The organism is Leucobacter luti (assembly GCF_004217175.1).
Taxonomy (GTDB): Bacteria; Actinomycetota; Actinomycetes; order Actinomycetales; family Microbacteriaceae; genus Leucobacter; species Leucobacter luti.
In genome coordinates this window covers 267995-284902 of record NZ_SHKI01000006.1, presented here as the reverse complement: position 1 = coordinate 284902, position 16908 = coordinate 267995, and the positions used below count along the sequence as shown (strand labels likewise).

General features: G+C 68.2%; 16 protein-coding genes. 4 read left to right on the top strand and 12 right to left on the bottom strand.

Annotated elements, in window-relative coordinates; all coding sequences use genetic code 11:
* Positions 1-142: 142 nt before the first annotated feature.
* The 8 genes from EV139_RS12705 to kdgD all read right to left on the bottom strand — a co-directional run bounded on the left by EV139_RS12705 (position 143) and on the right by kdgD (position 7733).
* Positions 143-454: a hypothetical protein gene (locus EV139_RS12705; RefSeq protein ID WP_130454710.1), complete on the bottom strand. Its 312-nt coding sequence runs from the start codon at positions 452-454 to the stop codon at positions 143-145.
* Between the two features lie 97 nt (positions 455-551).
* Positions 552-1856, bottom strand: coding sequence for a thymidine phosphorylase (locus EV139_RS12700; protein WP_130454709.1), 1305 nt, complete (start codon positions 1854-1856; stop codon positions 552-554).
* Positions 1857-1978: 122 nt separating this feature from the next.
* Positions 1979-2971, bottom strand: a complete 993-nt coding sequence (locus EV139_RS12695) for a YihY/virulence factor BrkB family protein (RefSeq protein ID WP_130454708.1) — start codon at positions 2969-2971, stop codon at positions 1979-1981.
* Between the two features lie 43 nt (positions 2972-3014).
* Complete coding sequence (locus tag EV139_RS12690; protein WP_130454707.1) at positions 3015-3779, bottom strand: succinate dehydrogenase iron-sulfur subunit; 765 nt, start codon at positions 3777-3779, stop codon at positions 3015-3017.
* A gap of 3 nt (positions 3780-3782) precedes the next feature.
* Positions 3783-5615, bottom strand: coding sequence for a succinate dehydrogenase flavoprotein subunit (gene sdhA, locus EV139_RS12685; protein ID WP_130454706.1), 1833 nt, complete (start codon positions 5613-5615; stop codon positions 3783-3785).
* A 45-nt stretch (positions 5616-5660) separates the two neighbouring features.
* Positions 5661-6104 carry a succinate dehydrogenase hydrophobic membrane anchor subunit gene (locus EV139_RS12680; protein ID WP_130454705.1) on the bottom strand — a complete coding sequence of 148 codons (444 nt, stop codon included), beginning with the start codon at positions 6102-6104 and terminating at the stop codon, positions 5661-5663.
* Between the two features lie 14 nt (positions 6105-6118).
* On the bottom strand, positions 6119-6535 hold the full coding sequence (gene sdhC, locus EV139_RS12675; protein ID WP_130454704.1) for a succinate dehydrogenase, cytochrome b556 subunit: 417 nt from the start codon (positions 6533-6535) through the stop codon (positions 6119-6121).
* A 268-nt stretch (positions 6536-6803) separates the two neighbouring features.
* Entirely contained in the window at positions 6804-7733 is a 930-nt protein-coding gene (gene kdgD / locus EV139_RS12670; RefSeq protein WP_130454703.1) for a 5-dehydro-4-deoxyglucarate dehydratase, read from the bottom strand.
* 181 nt (positions 7734-7914) lie between these two features.
* On the opposite strand from kdgD, the gene EV139_RS12665 reads away from it, so the two are divergent.
* Positions 7915-8844, top strand: a complete 930-nt coding sequence (locus EV139_RS12665; protein ID WP_130454702.1) for a LysR family transcriptional regulator — start codon at positions 7915-7917, stop codon at positions 8842-8844.
* Here EV139_RS12665 and EV139_RS12660 read toward each other — a convergent pair.
* The 4 genes from EV139_RS12660 to EV139_RS12645 all read right to left on the bottom strand — a co-directional run bounded on the left by EV139_RS12660 (position 8834) and on the right by EV139_RS12645 (position 13345).
* On the bottom strand, positions 8834-10486 hold the full coding sequence (locus EV139_RS12660) for a M24 family metallopeptidase (RefSeq protein WP_130454701.1): 1653 nt from the start codon (positions 10484-10486) through the stop codon (positions 8834-8836). The genes EV139_RS12665 and EV139_RS12660 overlap by 11 nt on opposite strands.
* A 76-nt stretch (positions 10487-10562) precedes the next feature.
* Positions 10563-11345: an ABC transporter ATP-binding protein gene (locus tag EV139_RS12655; protein ID WP_198677566.1), complete on the bottom strand. Its 783-nt coding sequence runs from the start codon at positions 11343-11345 to the stop codon at positions 10563-10565.
* A gap of 44 nt (positions 11346-11389) precedes the next feature.
* The gene (locus tag EV139_RS12650) at positions 11390-12427 is read right to left on the bottom strand and encodes an ABC transporter substrate-binding protein (RefSeq protein WP_130454700.1); all 1038 of its coding nucleotides are present in this window, start codon (positions 12425-12427) and stop codon (positions 11390-11392) included.
* Between the two features lie 51 nt (positions 12428-12478).
* Entirely contained in the window at positions 12479-13345 is an 867-nt protein-coding gene (locus EV139_RS12645; protein ID WP_130454699.1) for an ABC transporter permease, read from the bottom strand.
* A gap of 345 nt (positions 13346-13690) precedes the next feature.
* On the opposite strand from EV139_RS12645, the gene EV139_RS12640 reads away from it, so the two are divergent.
* The 3 genes from EV139_RS12640 to EV139_RS12630 all read left to right on the top strand — a co-directional run bounded on the left by EV139_RS12640 (position 13691) and on the right by EV139_RS12630 (position 16900).
* Positions 13691-14197 carry a RidA family protein gene (locus tag EV139_RS12640; RefSeq protein WP_130454698.1) on the top strand — a complete coding sequence of 169 codons (507 nt, stop codon included), beginning with the start codon at positions 13691-13693 and terminating at the stop codon, positions 14195-14197.
* On the top strand, positions 14194-15699 hold the full coding sequence (locus EV139_RS12635; protein ID WP_130454697.1) for an aldehyde dehydrogenase family protein: 1506 nt from the start codon (positions 14194-14196) through the stop codon (positions 15697-15699). Before EV139_RS12640 ends, EV139_RS12635 begins: the two co-directional genes overlap by 4 nt.
* Positions 15700-15769: 70 nt before the next feature.
* On the top strand, positions 15770-16900 hold the full coding sequence (locus EV139_RS12630; protein WP_130454696.1) for a mannose-1-phosphate guanylyltransferase: 1131 nt from the start codon (positions 15770-15772) through the stop codon (positions 16898-16900).
* The last annotated feature ends 8 nt before the right edge of the window (positions 16901-16908 follow it).

Below are 16908 nucleotides of genomic sequence, written 5' to 3'. Positions count from 1 at the left end.
TCGCAGCGAACACTTGGGGGAAGTTACCCGTGGGGGATGGGGGGTGTCACGGGTTTCGCTGCGAGCTTGTGGGAGTCGGGACTGTCCGACTCAGCTGGCGCGTGGTGGGGGACCGCCGCGCCAGCGCGTGTGTGGTGCGCCGCTACGCACAGAGCCTGCTCGTGGCGCGGCACACCTCGTCGATCTCGAGCATCAGCAGGAGGAGCTGCGCCTGCGGGAGCGGCTCGGAACTTGTCGCCGCCGCACGGATGCGGCGGGTGAGCCCCTCGCACGCGTGCGCGAGGCTGTCGATCCGCGCGCGTACCGTGCTTCCGATCGGGTCGAGCTTGGCTTCGATGAGCAGCTCGCGCGTCTCCTCGAGCGAGCTCGCGAGCAGAACGAAGTCGCCCTCGAGCGATCCGCCGAGCTGCGCGGGCGCTGCCGTGTGACGGGGCCCCGCGATCGCTGCACTCATGATGTCTCTCCTCAGTGTTTCCGACCCCGATCGGGGCCGTCACACTAAGAAGTGTCAGTTCACGCGCGAATCTGACACGTGCCCGCGCGACTCACATCTATTTCCCAGAAACCCTGCCCGCGACAAGCGGCCGCGGCTCCGGCGCCACGACCCCGAGCTCGACGGCGGTCGCGAGCGACTCGAGGCCGCGCGCGAGCCGCCCGGTGTCGTCGCAGCGCACCTCGAACAGCGGGTCCCCCGCACGCACGGCGTCTCCGGGATGTACCAGCACCTCGACCCCCGCGGCGTGGTCCACGGGGTCGCCCGGCCGCGCGCGCCCGGCGCCGAGGCGCCACGCGCCCACCCCGACCGCGCGCGCGTCGACCCGCTGCACAATCCCGTCGTGCTCGGCCCGGACAAGCTCGGTTTCACGTGCAACGGGAAGCGGAGCGTCTGGATCCCCGCCCTGCGCCGTGATCAGACGCCGCCACGCGTCGTGCGCGCGGCCGTCGGCAAGCGCCGGTGCCGGGTCCACATCGTGCATCCCCGCGAGATCGAGCATCTCCCTGGCGAGCGCGAGCGTCAGCTCGACCACGTCGGCCGGACCACCGCCCTGCAGCACGGCAACCGCCTCACGCACCTCGTTCGCGTTGCCGACGGCCCGGCCGAGCGGCGCGTCCATGTCGGTGAGCAGCGCGACAGTGCGGAGGCCCGAGTCCGCTCCCAGCTGCACCATCGTTTCGGCGAGCTCGCGTGCTTCCGACACCGCAGGCAAGAACGCTCCCGATCCGAACTTCACATCGAGCACCAGCCCGTCGGCGCCCTCGGCGATCTTCTTGCTCATGATCGACGAGGCGATCAGTGGTACCGCGGCCACGGTGCCCGTGACGTCGCGCAGCGCGTACATTGCGCGGTCTGCGGGGGCGAGGCCAGCACCCGCGGCGCAGATCACTCCCCCGACGTCACGGAGCACCCGGTACATCTCCTCAGTACTCAGCGCCGCGCGCCAGCCGGGAATCGACTCGAGTTTGTCGAGCGTGCCGCCCGTGTGGCCGAGCCCGCGGCCAGACAGCTGGGGCACGGCAACCCCCAGCGCAGCAAGCAACGGGACGAGCGGCAGCGTGATCTTGTCGCCGACCCCACCGGTGGAGTGCTTGTCGATCGCCGGCCGCCCGAGCCCCGCGAAGCTCAAGCGTTCCCCGCTCGCGATCATCGCGGCGGTGAGGTCGCGAATCTCGCGCCGCCCCATCCCCTGGATCACGATCGCCATGAGCAGCGCACTCATCTGCTCCGGTGCGACCACGCCGCGCGTAAACGCGGCGACCACCCAGGCGATCTCGTCGGAGCGCAGTTCACCCGCGTGCCGCTTGGTGGCGATCAGATCCACAACGTCATGGGGTTCGGGTGCTCCGCGCTCCTGCATGCCCCCAGCCTACGCCGCCAACGGCGCCGACGGGCCGGCGAGCTGGGGCGCCAGAGCGCCGGAGCGAGCCAGAGCGCCGGAGCGAGCCGGAGCGCCAAAGCGCCAGAGCGAGTCGAACGCCGCTACTCGAGCAGCGACAGCGGGGTGACTCCGGAAACTGATTCGGGCAGCCCCAGCGTGCGATCCTGCCCGGTGGCGATCCAGCTTGCCGTGAGCAGCAGCGTGCGGCAGATCAGGTTGAACCAGATCAGGAGGCCGATGAAGACCGCGAAGGTGGCGAGCAGGGGGTTGCTCGAGGCGCCGCCCAGCAGTGCGCCGCCCAGGATCTTGAGCCCGAGCAGTGCCGCTCCCCCGAGCGCGCAGCCGGTAATCAGCGGCCAGCGCGGCACGTACACCTCGGCGAGGAAGCGGTGCATCGCGATCAGCACGAGCACGTCGAACACGAACATCGCGCCGTAGCGCACGAGGCTGCCCAGCCACCCGAAGAACCAGCCGTCCGGGTTCACGCCGATCAGCGAGAAGAACCAGTCGGAAATCCCCGAGCTCGCGACAGTAAGCACCGCCGACACGAGGATCGCGATGAAGAACCCGATGGCGAGCACGAGGTCGCGCAGCTTCAGCAGCAGCGCGTTGCGGTATTCCTTGACCTCGAGCCCGAAGATGATCCGTATCGACCGCCGCGTCCCGGTAAACCAGTTCATAGCGACCCACAGCAGGGAGGCGCCAGCGACGATGCTCGTCCAGTCGAGTCCACGGGTCTGCAGCAGCAGACTGATCTGCACCGCGCTGTCCTTGCCGTCGCCGAGCAGCCCGGGCACCAGCATGTTGATCTGAGTGATCAGGGTCTGCAGCAGGTCCGGATGCCCGCGCAGGAAGATCCCGAAGATCCCGAACCCGAGGTAGAGCCCGGCGAACACGGCGAAGAGCGCCTGGTAGCTCATGCCACCGGTGAGCACGCTCCCGCCGACGTTGGTGAAGTGCGAGAACGCCCGCCACGGCCGGGTGCGCTGCACCCACCGCCACACGGTCGTACCGACGTCAACAGCAACGGCAACACGAGACGCCCCGTGTTCGTCGCCGGCTGGTGCCGGGGATGAATCACGGGGCGTCGTCATGATGCAATGCTAGCGGGCGTGTTCCGCCCGCGCGCGCTGAACCCTACGCGGTCTTGCCGGTGCGGATCGCGGCCTTGACCTCGGCGATTGCCTTGGTGACCTGGATCCCGCGGGGGCACGCGTCGGTGCAGTTGAAGGTGGTGCGGCAGCGCCACACGCCCTCGGTGTCGTTGAGGATGTCGAGGCGCACCTCGGCGTTGTCGTCGCGCGAGTCGAAGATGAAGCGGTGCGCGTTGACGATCGCTGCCGGTCCGAAGTACTGGCCGTCGGTCCAGAACACGGGGCACGAGGTGGTGCACGCCGCGCACAGGATGCACTTCGTGGTGTCGTCGAAGCGCTCGCGGTCGGCAATCGACTGGATGCGCTCCTTGCCGCCCTCGGGCGCCGAGTTTGCGACCAGGAATGGCTGCACCTCGCGGAAGGAGGCAAAGAACGGCTCCATGTCGACGATGAGGTCCTTCTCGAGCGGCAGGCCCTTGATCGCCTCGACGTAGATCGGCTTCGAGATATCGAGGTCCTTGATCAGCGTCTTGCAGGCGAGACGGTTGCGGCCGTTGATGCGCATCGCATCGGAGCCACAAATGCCGTGCGCGCAGGAGCGGCGGAACGACAGGGTGCCGTCCTGGTCCCACTTGATGCGGTGCAGTGCGTCAAGAATTCGATCCGTCGGGTACATCTCGACGTCGAAGTCCTCCCAGTACGCTTCGCGGCCCGATTCGGGGTCAAAGCGGCGCACCAACAGGGTGACCGTAAACGGCTTGGGGGCGTCTTCGACCTGCGCGGGAGCCTCGGTGGTAACGGTGCTCATGGCCTAGTACTTCCTCTCCAGCGGCGGGTACCGCAACTCGCCCTGCTCGTTCCTCGTCACGACGACCGGTTTCCAATCCAGGCGGATGTGGTCCTCCGGGTCGGCCGAGTGCGGGTCGCCCGTGAGATAGGCCATCGTGTGCTGCATGTAGTTCTCATCGTCGCGGTTCGGGAAGTCGTCGCGCATGTGGCCGCCACGGCTTTCCTTGCGGTTTCGAGCCGCGAAGACGAGGACCTCGGCGAGATCGAGCAGGAAGCCCAGCTCGATCGCTTCGAGGAGATCGGTGTTGTAGCGCATGCCGCGATCCTGCACACCGACGTTCTTGTAGCGCTCACGCAGTCCGTGGATCACGGCGAGCACCTCGGTCAGCGAGTCGTGGGTGCGGAACACCTGCGCGCCGCGGTCCATCGACTCCTGCAGTTCCTTGCGGATGTCTGCCACACGTTCGGTGCCGGAGCCGTTGCGGAAGCCGTCAACCAGGTCGCGCACGAACGCGGCCGGGTCCTCGGGCAGCGGAACGAACTCGGCGGTGTTCGCGTAGTCGGCCGCGTGGTTGCCCGAGCGCTTGCCGAACACGTTGATGTCGAGCAGCGAGTTGGTGCCCAGTCGGTTTGAGCCGTGCACCGAGACGCACGCGCACTCGCCGGCGGCGTAGAGGCCGGGGACGACGGTGGTGTTGTCCGAGAGGACCTGCGCGTCGTTGTTCGTGGGGATACCGCCCATCGCGTAGTGCGCGGTGGGGAACACGGGGACCGGCTCGGTCACGGGGTCGACGCCCAGGTAGGTGCGGGCGAACTCGGTGATGTCGGGAAGCTTCGTCTCGAGCACCTCGGCACCCAGGTGGGTGCAGTCGAGGTACACGTAGTCCTTGTGCGGACCGGCGCCGCGGCCGTCGAGCACCTCCTGGACCATCGAGCGCGCCACGATGTCTCGGGGCGCGAGGTCCTTGATGGTGGGGGCGTAGCGCTCCATGAAGCGCTCGCCCGAGGCGTTGCGGAGGATCGCGCCCTCGCCGCGCGCACCCTCGGTGAGGAGGATGCCCAGGCCGGCGAGGCCCGTCGGGTGGAACTGGTAGAACTCGATGTCTTCGAGCGGCAGGCCCTTCCGCCAAATGATGCCAACGCCGTCGCCCGTGAGGGTGTGCGCGTTCGAGGTGGTCTTGAAGACCTTGCCGAAGCCGCCGGTGGCGAACACGATCGACTTCGCCTGGAACACGTGCAGCGCGCCCGTTGAGAGCTCGTAGGCTACAACGCCGGACGGCTTCTTCACACCGTCGAACTCGGTCATCACGAGATCGAGCACGTAGTACTCGTTGAAGAAGTTGACGCCGAGCTTGACGCAGTTCTGGAACAGCGTCTGCAGGATCATGTGGCCCGTGCGGTCTGCGGCGTAGCAGGCGCGGCGAACTGCGGCCTTGCCGTGGTCGCGGGTGTGGCCGCCGAAGCGGCGCTGGTCGATCTTGCCCTCGGGCGTGCGGTTGAACGGCAGGCCCATGTTCTCGAGGTCGATGACCGCGTCGATGGCTTCCTTCGCGAGGATCTCTGCCGCGTCCTGATCGACGAGGTAGTCGCCGCCCTTGACCGTGTCAAAGGTGTGCCACTCCCAGTTGTCGTCCTCCACGTTCGCGAGCGCCGCGGCCATGCCGCCCTGCGCCGCGCCCGTGTGCGACCGCGTGGGGTAGAGCTTGGTGATGACCGCGGTCTTCGCCTTCGGCCCCGCCTCGATCGCCGCGCGCATGCCGGCGCCGCCGGCGCCCACGATGACGACGTCGAACTGGTGGTAAGTAACGCCGTCCTTGACGGTAACTTCTTCGCCCTGGTGGGTATCTGTAGTCACGTGAGTCCTATTCTCGATTCAGAAAACCTGTGCCGGTAACCGGTGCTATGCCTTGCAGAACGACGCGACGAGCGACGGGTCTGCGCCGGCGGGGCACGGATCAAGCGTGTAGATCACGAAGGTGCCGAGCAGGATCAGCAGCGCCGCGGACAGGAAGAGCGCGACCTTGAAGGCCTTCGCGAGGCCGGGGCGCGACACGTAGTCGTTCACGATCGTGCGCATGCCGTTGGCACCGTGGATGAGGGCGAGCCAGAGCAGCAGGGTGTCCCAGATCTGCCAGAACGGGCTCGCGAGCTTGCCGGCAACAAAGCCGAAGTTGATCGCGTGCACGCCGCCCTCGGTGATGAGCAGGTTCGAAGCGAGGTGGCCAAACACCAGCACCACGAGCAGCACGCCGGAGGCGCGCATGTAGATCCAGCCCCACTTTTCCCAGTTGGTGCGTTTCTTCGCGGGGGCCTGTGAGCGCGGAGCATCAATCGTCATCGTCATGTCTCTCTCCTCGCCTAGTGACCGAATACGTTCATCAGGTGGCGCGGCAGGAAGCCGGCCATCGTGACGACCCAGAGGGCCATGACGATCCAGAACATCGTGCGCTGGTACCGAGCACCCTTGCTCCAGTAGTCCACGAGGATGATGCGGATGCCGTTGTAGGCGTGGAAGACGATTGCGGCCACGAGCGCGGCCTCACCCAGCCCCATGATCGGGGTCTTGTAGGTGCTCATAACCGCGTTGTATGCCTCGGGGCTGACGCGGATCAGTGCCGTGTCGAGCACGTGCACCAGAAGGAAAAAGAAGATGGCGACACCGGTGATTCGGTGCAGCACCCACGACCACATTCCCTCGTTGCCGCGGTAGAGCGTGCCACCCGGGCGACTCTTCTGCTTCGCCGCGGGCGCGGCCTCTGCCGTTTGGGCTGACACGGGCTTCCTCCTTGGTCTTGCTTTGCTGAGCAGCGCTCAGCAGCTGACGACGTGACCCCAGCGAGCCCTAGCGCGTTCCGAGCACACCCGGAACAGTGCATGGCTGAGAATCCACTGCGTCCCCATTATGCCACCATTCCGCAGCGGCGCCGCACGCTGGGCGGGCCCGCACGGTGGCTTGGATTCATCTGATGAACTTCGAGTGCGGTGCGGCTTCCGCCCGGGCACAGCACGAGGGCCGGAGCAATTGCCCCGGCCCCGCCGAAAACTAGACCGTCGCCGGCACGACCGCCCGCTCGAGAATTGCACGCAGGTCGTCCCGATCCGCCGGGGTGAGCTCCTGCAGCGGAGCGCGCACCGGCCCACCAACGCGCCCGCGCGCATCGAGGCCGGCCTTCACGATCGACACCGCATAGCCGGGTACCCGGTTGCGGATCTCGAGGTACGGCTGCACGAACTCGCGCAGTGCGCGGAACACCGCCGCGTGGTCGCGGCGCCGCACCGCGCCGTAGAAGTCGACCGCGAACTCGGGGACGAAGTTAAACATCGCCGACGAGTACGTGGTCACGCCGAGCTCAAGGTACGGCAGCGCGAACGTCTCCGCCGTCGGGAGGCCACCGATGTAGGTCAGGCGGTCCCCGAGCGTCGCGTAGATCTGCGTCATCTGCTCGATCGACCCCACGCCGTCCTTGAAGCCGATGAAGTTGGGGAACCGGTCAGCGAGCGCCACGAGCGTCTCGGCGGAGTACTGCGCGTTCGCCCGGTGGTAGACGATGACGCCGAGCGAGGTCGCGCGGCACACCGCTGCAACGTACGCGGCGAGGCCCTCCTGCCCGGCCTCCGTGAGGTAGGGCGGGAACAGGAGGATGCCCGAACCGCCGGCAGCCTCAACCGCGCGGGCCTGCGCAACCGCCTGGTGCACGGAGCCGCCAGCCGGCCCGAGCACGGCGACGCGGCCGTTCGCCTCGCTCACCGCCGCCGTCACAACGCGCGCCACCTCCTCGGTCGTGAGCGAGAAGTACTCCCCCGTCCCGCCGGCCGCGAACAGGCCCGCAACTGGGTAGGCGCTGAGCCAGTCGATGTGCTCGCGATAGGCGCCCTCGTCGAACTGCAGCTCTGCGTCGAAGTGGGTGACGGGGAATGAGAGCAGTCCAGAGCCGATCTGGTGCGCAAGCTCCGTGGGTTCGATGGTGGGCACGTCGTACTACCTCCGCTGTGTGGTGGATACGCCCCCAAGCTGCGAGGCGCTCGGGCAGGTGACCCGATGCCTTCACGCTAGGTTTCGCCATGCATACCTGTCCAACATCTGTTCTAGATCATTGAATGCATTTTAGGTATCGTTGTGGGAGCCACTCGTTGTCAAAGGAGCCGTGAGCCGCATGTCATACACTCTCGACCAGGTTCGAGCGCTCGTCGCCGTCGCGGAGGAGCTGCACTTCGGGCGCGCGGCTGAGCGTCTGCAGATGACGCAGCCGCCGCTGAGCCGGCAGATCCAGCGGCTCGAATCGCAGATCGGGGTGCAGCTGCTCACCCGCAGCAACCGTCGCGTTGAGCTCACTGATGCCGGCAGGGCATTTCTCGATGAGGCGCGTCGCATCCTCGCGATCGCCGACAGCGCACCCCAGGTGGCGCGCACCGTCGCCGCCGGGCTCTCCGGAATCGTGCGCATCGGCTTCACCGCGTCGAGCGCATTCACGCTCCTGGGGCCCACCCTCGCGCGGCTCTCGGCCGCGCTGCCCGATGTGACGATCGAGCTTCAGGAGATGGTGACCAAGCGCCAGCTCGACGCCCTCACGAAGAACACCATCGACGTGTCGATTGGGCGGCCGCCGTTTGATCCGGGCCAGTTCAGCTCGCTGCGCGTCCACCGGGAGGGACTCCTCATCGCGCTCCCCGCAGATCACCTGCTCGCGCGACGCACCAGCCCCATCACGGTGGAGGATCTGGTCAACGAAGACATCATCATGCACTCCCCCGTCGAGGCGAAGTACTTCTACGACATCGCCACGCGGCTGATGCCAATCTCCCGGTGGCGACACCGCTTCACCGTGAGCCAGGTCTCAACGATGGTCGCGCTCGTCGCGGCACGCTGCGGAGTCGCCCTCGTCCCAGAGTCCGCCGCAGCGTTCGGGCTCCCCGGCGTGGTCTACGCTCCGCTCATGACCAGCGATCCGAGCCCCATCGAGCTGCACGCGGTGTGGCGCGCTGACGACTCGCGTCCGCTGACCCGCCGCGTGGTGCGGGAGCTGCAGGACGCGGCGCCGTCAGCGCGCCGCTCAGCGCACGGAGAACCAGCCGCTACTCGGTGAGCGTGAGGTTGTAGGTGCGTTCTGCACCGATAAACCAGAGGTCCTCGGTTCCGATTGCGTAGTTGCCGTAGCGCCACGGGATCTCGGCGGCGCCATAGGAGCCCTCCCGAAGCACGAAGCGATACCCGGGCCGCAGCTCGTTTGCGAACGACTCCTGTTTACCCATGAGGTGCCCCACGTTGCGCTTGCGGTACTCCGTGTCGAAGTCGGTCTCCTCGCCCAGCAGGCCCAGCTCGATCATGCGCGGGCGCACCGCCGCGAGGTACTCGAGCGTGCCCGCGTGGACGTCTTCGCACACCACCCCGGGGCGCAGCTGCGGGATCACTCCCTCACGCACGGCTCGCGTCAAGATTTCGTAGGCTTCCCGGCCCTCGGGGGTGCGCAGCAGCGAGCGCGCCATGTCGGACGTGGCGACCGTCACCCCGTCGATCACCACCCGCACACCGGCGTCGAGCTGCACGCAGGTGGTCTCGGAGTTGATGGGGAAGTCCGTCGGGGGGCCTGGGAACAGCATGCGCTGCGACGAGTGCAGGTTCGTGAAGTACGGCTCGATCCGGAACGGGACCTCCGCCGCGCCGCTGAAGCGCTCGAGCGCCGCGAGGTACTCGGCATACATGTCGTTCTCGGTGAAGCTCTCACCGGCGTCGAGTCGCCCGTGGGCCCAGGCGACCGCCGCCTCGATCGCCGTCGTGGAGGCTCGCGCCGCGAGCACCTGGAACGGAAGGTCCTCGTGGTCCCGCTCGTCGCGCCAGGAGCCGAGCGCGAGCGAGGCCGCGACCAACACCGCGCCGCCACCCGACAGTTCGATCCCGAGCGCGCTCGTCTCCCACTGCTCCTCGAAAGCGATGCGCGAGCCTCCGGCGTGCGCGAGGATCGCCTGCGCCGCCGAGTCGTAGCTCGCGACCGGAGCCCCGAGGGCGCCGTCCAGCTCGCGGTCAGCGATGACCACGAGCCGCCCGTCCGCCTGCGACCACAGCGCGCGGGTTCCCGCGCCGCGCGGGGTGCCCGTTGCCTCCGAGTAGTTCGGGTCGGAGGAGATCAGGATCGCGTTGACGCCCAGGCGCTCGGCCACGCCCGCAAGGCCACTGAACCTGGTGTCGGTGCCGGCGTCGAAGTGGGCGTCGAGCCCGGCAAGGTGCGGCACCCCCGCGATCACTCGCGAGGCGACCGGCACCGCGGCGGCGCGCCACTTCGCGAACGTGTTGGCGACGTCGTCCTGAGCGACCTCGTAGACGCTGACCGGCCGGGGCTCCTCGTGCGGCACCCGCACCTCGACCTCGCCGCTCAGCTTGAGGAAGTGCGCGTACGGCGCGTCCGGGGAGAGTTCCACCGGCCGATCGCCCACGAGCTCGCGAACGAGCGCCGAGAGGTTGGTGGCCGCGGGAAACTCAGCGACCGGTCGCGGATCGATGGTGACCCAGGGCTCGTAGAAGCGGATTCGTTCCGGGGCAACCCCGGCCGACAGGATGTTGCCCTGTTCCTGCTGGCGTGCGAGCAGCAGCTCGGTGTCGCCGTCCTCAAAGATGAGCGGCGTGACGAACGGGAATGAATCGAGCCGAATCGCGGAAAACAGCAGGCGCTCGTTCGGCGTGAAACCGTAGCGGCGCTCGACCTCCTCTGCGCTGCAGATGATGCGTGCCATAGCGTGTGGTCCTCTCTAGTGTCGGTGTGTCGGTGCGGGCCGCGCGGCCCGCACCACGGCGGGGTGCAGTGGCCGGTCAGCTGATCCCAGCTTCGACCCCGAGCAGGCGTTCGACCTGCGCAACGAGCTCCGCGAACTCGTCGAGGTAGCGCGTCTCCTTCGCGCGCGGACGGGGCAGATCCACGCGGATGTCGGCGATGATTCGGCCGGGCCGATCGCCCACCACCAGCACCCTGTCGGCAAGCCAGACCGCCTCCGGGATGCTGTGAGTGACGAACAGCACGCTGCGTCGCGTCTCCTGCCAGATGCGCTGCAGTTCGAAGTTCATCGAGTCACGCGTCATCGCATCGAGTGCGCCGAATGGCTCGTCCATGAGCAGAATCTCCGGGTGCGACACGAGCGCCCGGCAGATCGATACCCGCTGCTGCATCCCACCGGAGAGCTCGTACGAGTAGTTCTTTGCCTTATCGCCGAGGCCCACAAGGTCGAGCAGCTCACGAGCGTGCGCGCGCGCTTCGGGGGTGGCCCGCTTGCGGAACTCCATCGGGAGCATCACGTTTGCGAGGTTGTTGCGCCAGGGCAGGAGCGTGGGGCTCTGAAACACCATGGCGATGTCGCGGAGTGCCTCCGTCACGTCCCTGCCGCGCACGAGCACCTCCCCCTCGGTGTTCTGCAGGAGGCCCGAGATGATCTTGAGCAGCGTGGTTTTGCCGCCGCCAGACTGGCCCACGATCGACACGAACTCCCCCGGGGCGATGTCGAAGTCGCAGCCGCGCAGCACGGTATTTCGTGATCCGTCGCGCGCGGAGTAGGTCATCCCGACGTCGCGAACGCTAATCACCGGTTCAATTGCAGACATATCTTGACTCCTGTGTTCTCAGCTCGTAGCGGTGCTGGGTACGGTTACTTGTTCGGCGCGGGGATCTGCTCGTCCGGCCCCAGCGGCTCAAGGAACTCGTTGGTGTACATGTCTGCCGGATCCTGTTCGCCGGGGTTCTCGAGCCCCAGGTACTCGGCGGCAACGTCGATCTGCTTCTGCACGCCGGCGTCACTCATGGTGCCGAACCCCGCCTCGCGGCTCTCGTCGCTCCACATCAGGTCGCACTGGCCGGAGATCGCTTCCGCGAGCGCGGCGTCATCGAATCCGGGGACCGCCTCGGAGAACGAGGCGGCGGTGTCTTCCTGGTTCTGGCACGACCACACGAACCCGCGCTGCAGGGCGCGCGTGAAGCGCTCAACGAGATCGGGATCGTTGGCGATCGTGTCGCCCGAGGTAATCACACCGTTGCCGTAGTAGAGCAGGCCCAGATCGGCCCACTTCAGCACGACCGGGTCGTAGCCCTCGGCGACGAGCATCGGGGCGTCAGAGACGTAGAGCGCCAGGTTGGCGTCCCACTGCTTGGCGATCAGGCCGGGGATCTTTGCCTCCCCCGCTGCCGACACGACCGCGACGTCGTCCTCGTCCCAGCCGAGCTTGTCGAGCACGGCCGGCCACATCGCCACCATCGCACCGTTGCCCTCGGTGGCAACCGTCTTCCCCTTGAGGTCGTCCCAGTCGGCAATGCCGGAATCTGGCAGCGCGAGCGCCGCGTAGGCAGACATTCCCTGCACGAGGTTGATCTGCTGGATGTTTGCGCCCTGCGCCCGGTTGAGGATCGACACGTTGAAGTCGGCCCAGCCGAAATCGACCCGTCCGGTATCGACCGACGCGACGGTGTTTGCAGATCCGGAGCCGGGCATGATCTCGAGATCAATCCCTTCCTCCTCGAAGAACCCGGCCGCGGCGGCCGCGTAGAACGGCGCGTGCTTGGGGAGCACCGCCACGTCGAGCATCAGGCTGACCCGGTCAGAGCCGGACGCGCCGGCGTCGGTACCGCAGCCGGTGGCGAGGAGCCCGGCTCCCACGACCAGGGCTGCCGCCAGTAGTTTCCTTGCACGCATTCGCGAGCCTTCCTTTCTAAATACGGTGGTCTGTTGCTGCGCCCGAGGGCGTCACTTCACGTGGTTGCGCCACGGCAAAAGCCGCTGCGAGAGCAGGGTGATGAGGTAGAACAGCAGGAGCGAGATTGCCGCGAGCACCATAAACGCCGCGAACATCGTCGCGAGGTCACTCTGCGCGTTTGCGCGGAGGATCACCTGCCCGAGTCCGTCAGTGCCGGCGATGAACTCGCCCACCACCGCGCCGCCGACCGCCAGAGAGATCGAGATCTTCGCTCCCGAGAAGATCGATGGCAGCGCGTACCAGAACTCAATTTTGCGCATCCGCATGAACGCGCTCGCGTTGTTGATGCGGGCGAGTTCCTTGAGCTCGTTCGGAACGGCGGAGAGCCCGTCGAACGTGTTGATCACGAGCGGGAAGAATGCGATGGCCATGGCAACGAACACCTTCGACTCGAAACCGAAGCCGAACCACACGATGAAGAGGGGCGCAAGCGCAACCTTCGGGATCGTGTCCACCGCGATCAGCGCGGGGTACAGGAAGTGCCGCACGGGCGGAATGTAGAACAGCACCGCCCCGCACACGATGCCGAGACCCACACCGAGGCCGAATCCGGCAAGTGCTTCCTGCACGGTGACCCAGGCGTGGTGCGCGAAGTACCCCGGCTGCTCTCCGAGCTTCTCGAACGCCGCGAGCGGGCCGACGAGCAGGTAGCTCGGGATATTGAACACGCGCACGATCAGCTCCCAGATCGCGAAGATCCCGAGCATTCCGACCACTGCCTTCACCGCCTTCGACACGCCCTCTGGGAGCGCGCGTCTCTGCGGCGAGACCACGGCGAGGGTCTCAGTCAGGCTGCTCGGGGCCGCGATGCTTTGCGCATCAGGGACCGCGGCGGATGTTGGAGGTGCGGTGTTCATGTCAATCCCCAGTTCAATATGCATCAGCGTGCACGTATGCGACTCGTGTGTCTTCTACGGGTGTGTCATTCACGGCGACGCAGTCCGCACCGGCGAGACCTCGGCGGTGAGGTAGCGAAGCATGCTCATCAGTATTGGAGCCGGAAAAGATACCTGTCTAACACCCTTTAGGCATCTGTTGAGTCCCTCAAGGTATCGACCATATGGGGCCTGGCGCGCACCGACGACGATGCCGCAGAAGCATCATTCGACACCGAATCAATACTGGACAGCGGACCGCCACCGGCGTTCACTGTGGGCAGGAACGAGCGTCGCACGCTCCCGCCCCAGAAAGGTCCCGTCGAGATGATCGCACCACCGCAACCGCCCCGCCCGCGCCACGCAGCACACGAGCGCCTGGCTCAGCTCGGGCTCACCCTCCCCCAGCAGCCTCCCGCGCAGTACTCGTACAGCCCGGTGGCCTCGTGGGGGCAGATCGCGTTCGTCTCCGGGCAGATTCCAAAACGGGACGGCGCCGTGGCGTTCACCGGACCGGTTGCGGCGGCGGCCGACCTCGACCGCGGGGTGGCTGCGGCCGAGCTCGCGGCGCTCGGAGCCCTCGCGGCGCTCGACCGCGAATTCGGGCTCCACCGCGTCGCGCGAGTGTTGAAGCTCAGCGTGTACGTCGCGAGCGTGCCGGAGTTCAGCGATCCCCCAGCGGTGGCGGAGGGCGCCTCTCGCCTCCTCCGGAACGTGTTCGGCACGGCCGGGCAACACGCCCGCACCGCGCTGGGCCTGCCGCAGCTCCCGAAGAACGCAACCGTCGAGCTCGACCTGGTCGTCGCGCTCACTCCCGAGGAGAACGCCGCATGAGCGCCACGTCGCCCCCCGCACTCGACGCGGTGCTCGCCGCCGCGGCAGCCGCCGCCCCGACGCTCGCCGCGGCGACGCCGCGGGCGCGCGCACAGCTGCTCATCGCGCTCGCCGACGGGCTGAGCGATGCGGGCGCCGAACTCACCGCGATCGCGGCCGACGAGACCGGCCTCGGCGAGGCGCGCCTCACCGGGGAGGTTGCGCGCACCGCGGTACAGCTCCGGCTCTTCGCCGAAACCGTGCTCACCGGGGGCGCCCTCGGAGCCCGAATCGACGAGGCAGACCCGGCGTTCGCGCTCGGCCACCGCCCGGATCTGCGGCGCTCGCACCGACCGGTCGGCCCCGTCCTCAACTTCGCCGCGTCAAACTTCCCGTTCGCGTTCTCGGTACTCGGCGGCGACACCGCCTCGATCCTCGCGGCCGGCTGCCCCGTGATCGTGAAGGCCCACTCGGGGCACCCGCTCCTGTCGGACGCGACTGGCGCGGTGGCGCAGCGCGTCATCGCGGAACTCGGCTTCCCCGCCGGCACGCTCCAGGTGGTCCACGGCCACGATGCGGGAGTCGTCGCGCTCACGGACGCGCGGGTGCGGGCCGGGTCGTTCACCGGGTCCACCGCCGGAGGCCGCGCGCTCGCCGATCTCGCGGCAGCGCGCCCCGCCCCGATCCCGTTCTTCGGCGAGCTCGGGAGCGTCAACCCGGTCGTCGTCACGGCAGCCGCTGTGGCCGAGCGCGCGCCCGAGCTGGCGAGCGGCTACCTCGCGAGCGTGGCCGGATCGGCGGGTCAGCTCTGCACCAAACCCGGCGTGCTCCTCACCGCCACCCCCGGCCCCATCGCGGCGGCGCTCTCGCGCCTTCCGCGCGTGCCCGAGCACCGCCTGCTCGGAGCACGCATCACCGAGTCGTACCGGGAGCGCCGCGCGGCACTCCTCACGCTGCCGGGCGTCACCCCGATTATCGAGGGCAGCATTCGGATCGAGAACGACGGCACCGGCTGGGTCACCCCCACCATCGTGAGCGCCAGCCTCGCCACCGTCCTGGCGCACCGCCAACTGCTCGCCGACGAGACCTTTGGCCCGCTGTCGGTGCTCGCGGAGCTCCCGCCGGCGGCCGACCCCGCAGCGGTACTCGACGAGCTCTTTGAGGGCAGCCTCACCGGCACGGTGCACATCTCCGCGACCGAGCGCGCGGCGCCCGGGCCCGAGCTCGCACGTCTGGCCGAGGTGCTCGCGCAGCGCGCCGGCCGCGTCATCTTCGACGAGTGGCCCACCGGCGTCGCGGTCTCCCCCGCGCAGCAGCACGGCGGGCCGTGGCCGGCAACGACGAACGACACCAGCACCTCGGTGGGGTCCGCCGCCATCTCCCGCTTCCTGCGCCCCGTCGCATTCCAGAATGCCCCACAGGCGCTGTTGCCGGCAGAGCTCACCGACGCGAACCCCCTGGGAGTGCGTCAGGAGCGCAGTCGCGCCGGCGAGTCGCTGCACTGGGGAGCGCCCCGCCCGTGAGGTCCCCGGCGGGCGGCGCACGCGGCCGCCCGCCGGACACTCTCCAGCCGCCCCGGGTAACCTTGAACTCATGACCGACGCCTCCGTGCCCCCCTCAGCCATCGACCGGCTCACCTGCGTGATCCCCGCTGGCGGGGTCGGGTCCCGGCTCTGGCCGCTCTCGCGCGCCAACGCCCCCAAGTTCCTCCTCGACCTCACCGGCTCGGGCGACTCGCTGCTGCGCGCCACTTGGGACCGGCTCGCCCCGATCGCACCCGCCGAGCGCGTCATGGTGGTCACGGGCAATTCGCACCGCAAATCCGTCGCTGCGCAGCTCCCGGAGCTCTTGGCTGAGAACTTGATCACGGAGAGCGAACCCAAGGACTCGTCGGCCGCGATCGGGCTCGCCGCCGCGCTGCTCGAGCTGCGCGATCCGGACGCGATCCTCGGCTCGTTCGCCGCCGACCACGTCATTCGCGGGGACGTGCTCTTCCAGCGCGCCGTCACCACCGCTGTGCAGGCCGCGGATCAGGGCTACATCGCCACGATCGGGATCCACCCGTCGCACCCGGCGACCGGGTTCGGGTACATCTCCTGCGGCGCCGCACGCGGAGACCTCGCCCCCTTCGACGTGTACGAGGTGACGGAGTTCGTCGAGAAGCCGAACGCGGCGCAGGCCGAGCAGTACCTCGCCGATGGCGGGTACCTCTGGAACGCCGGTATGTTCATCGCGCGGGCGACCGTGCTCCTCGAGCAGATGGCGCTTGCCGAGCCGGAGCTGGTGCGCGCGCTGCGCGAGATCGCGGCCGCGTGGGGCACCGAGCAGGGCGCGGCGGTGCGCGAGCGACTCTGGCCGTCACTGCCGAAGATCGCGATCGACTACACGGTCGCCGAGCCGGCGGCCGCGGCGGGCAAGATGGTCTGCGTTGCCGCCCACTTCGACTGGGACGACGTGGGTGACTTCGCCTCCGTGGCGAACCTGCTCACGCGGGGCCGCGGCAGCGACCTCGCCGTGCTGGGTGACGGGGCGCAGGTGCTCTCCGATGCGTCGAGCGGGATCGTGGTCTCCGAGAGCAACCGGCTCGTGGCGCTCGTCGGCGTCGAAGACGTGGTCGTGGTCGACACCGCCGACGTGTTGCTCGTCACCTCGAAGCGCCGCGCGCAAGACGTGAAGAATCTGGTCAACCGTATGAAGGTGACTGGCGGCGGGCACCTGCTCTAGGGCGGTGA

Coding starts and splice junctions, on each gene's coding strand:
- EV139_RS12705 (WP_130454710.1), bottom strand. CDS start 454: ATGAGTGCAGCGATCGCGGGGCCCCGTCACACGGCAGCGCCCGCGCAG.
- EV139_RS12700 (WP_130454709.1), bottom strand. CDS start 1,856: ATGCAGGAGCGCGGAGCACCCGAACCCCATGACGTTGTGGATCTGATC.
- EV139_RS12695 (WP_130454708.1), bottom strand. CDS start 2,971: ATGACGACGCCCCGTGATTCATCCCCGGCACCAGCCGGCGACGAACAC.
- EV139_RS12690 (WP_130454707.1), bottom strand. CDS start 3,779: ATGAGCACCGTTACCACCGAGGCTCCCGCGCAGGTCGAAGACGCCCCC.
- EV139_RS12680 (WP_130454705.1), bottom strand. CDS start 6,104: ATGACGATGACGATTGATGCTCCGCGCTCACAGGCCCCCGCGAAGAAA.
- EV139_RS12665 (WP_130454702.1), top strand. CDS start 7,915: ATGTCATACACTCTCGACCAGGTTCGAGCGCTCGTCGCCGTCGCGGAG.
- EV139_RS12660 (WP_130454701.1), bottom strand. CDS start 10,486: ATGGCACGCATCATCTGCAGCGCAGAGGAGGTCGAGCGCCGCTACGGT.
- EV139_RS12655 (WP_198677566.1), bottom strand. CDS start 11,345: ATGTCTGCAATTGAACCGGTGATTAGCGTTCGCGACGTCGGGATGACC.
- EV139_RS12650 (WP_130454700.1), bottom strand. CDS start 12,427: ATGCGTGCAAGGAAACTACTGGCGGCAGCCCTGGTCGTGGGAGCCGGG.
- EV139_RS12645 (WP_130454699.1), bottom strand. CDS start 13,345: ATGAACACCGCACCTCCAACATCCGCCGCGGTCCCTGATGCGCAAAGC.
- EV139_RS12640 (WP_130454698.1), top strand. CDS start 13,691: ATGATCGCACCACCGCAACCGCCCCGCCCGCGCCACGCAGCACACGAG.
- EV139_RS12635 (WP_130454697.1), top strand. CDS start 14,194: ATGAGCGCCACGTCGCCCCCCGCACTCGACGCGGTGCTCGCCGCCGCG.
- EV139_RS12630 (WP_130454696.1), top strand. CDS start 15,770: ATGACCGACGCCTCCGTGCCCCCCTCAGCCATCGACCGGCTCACCTGC.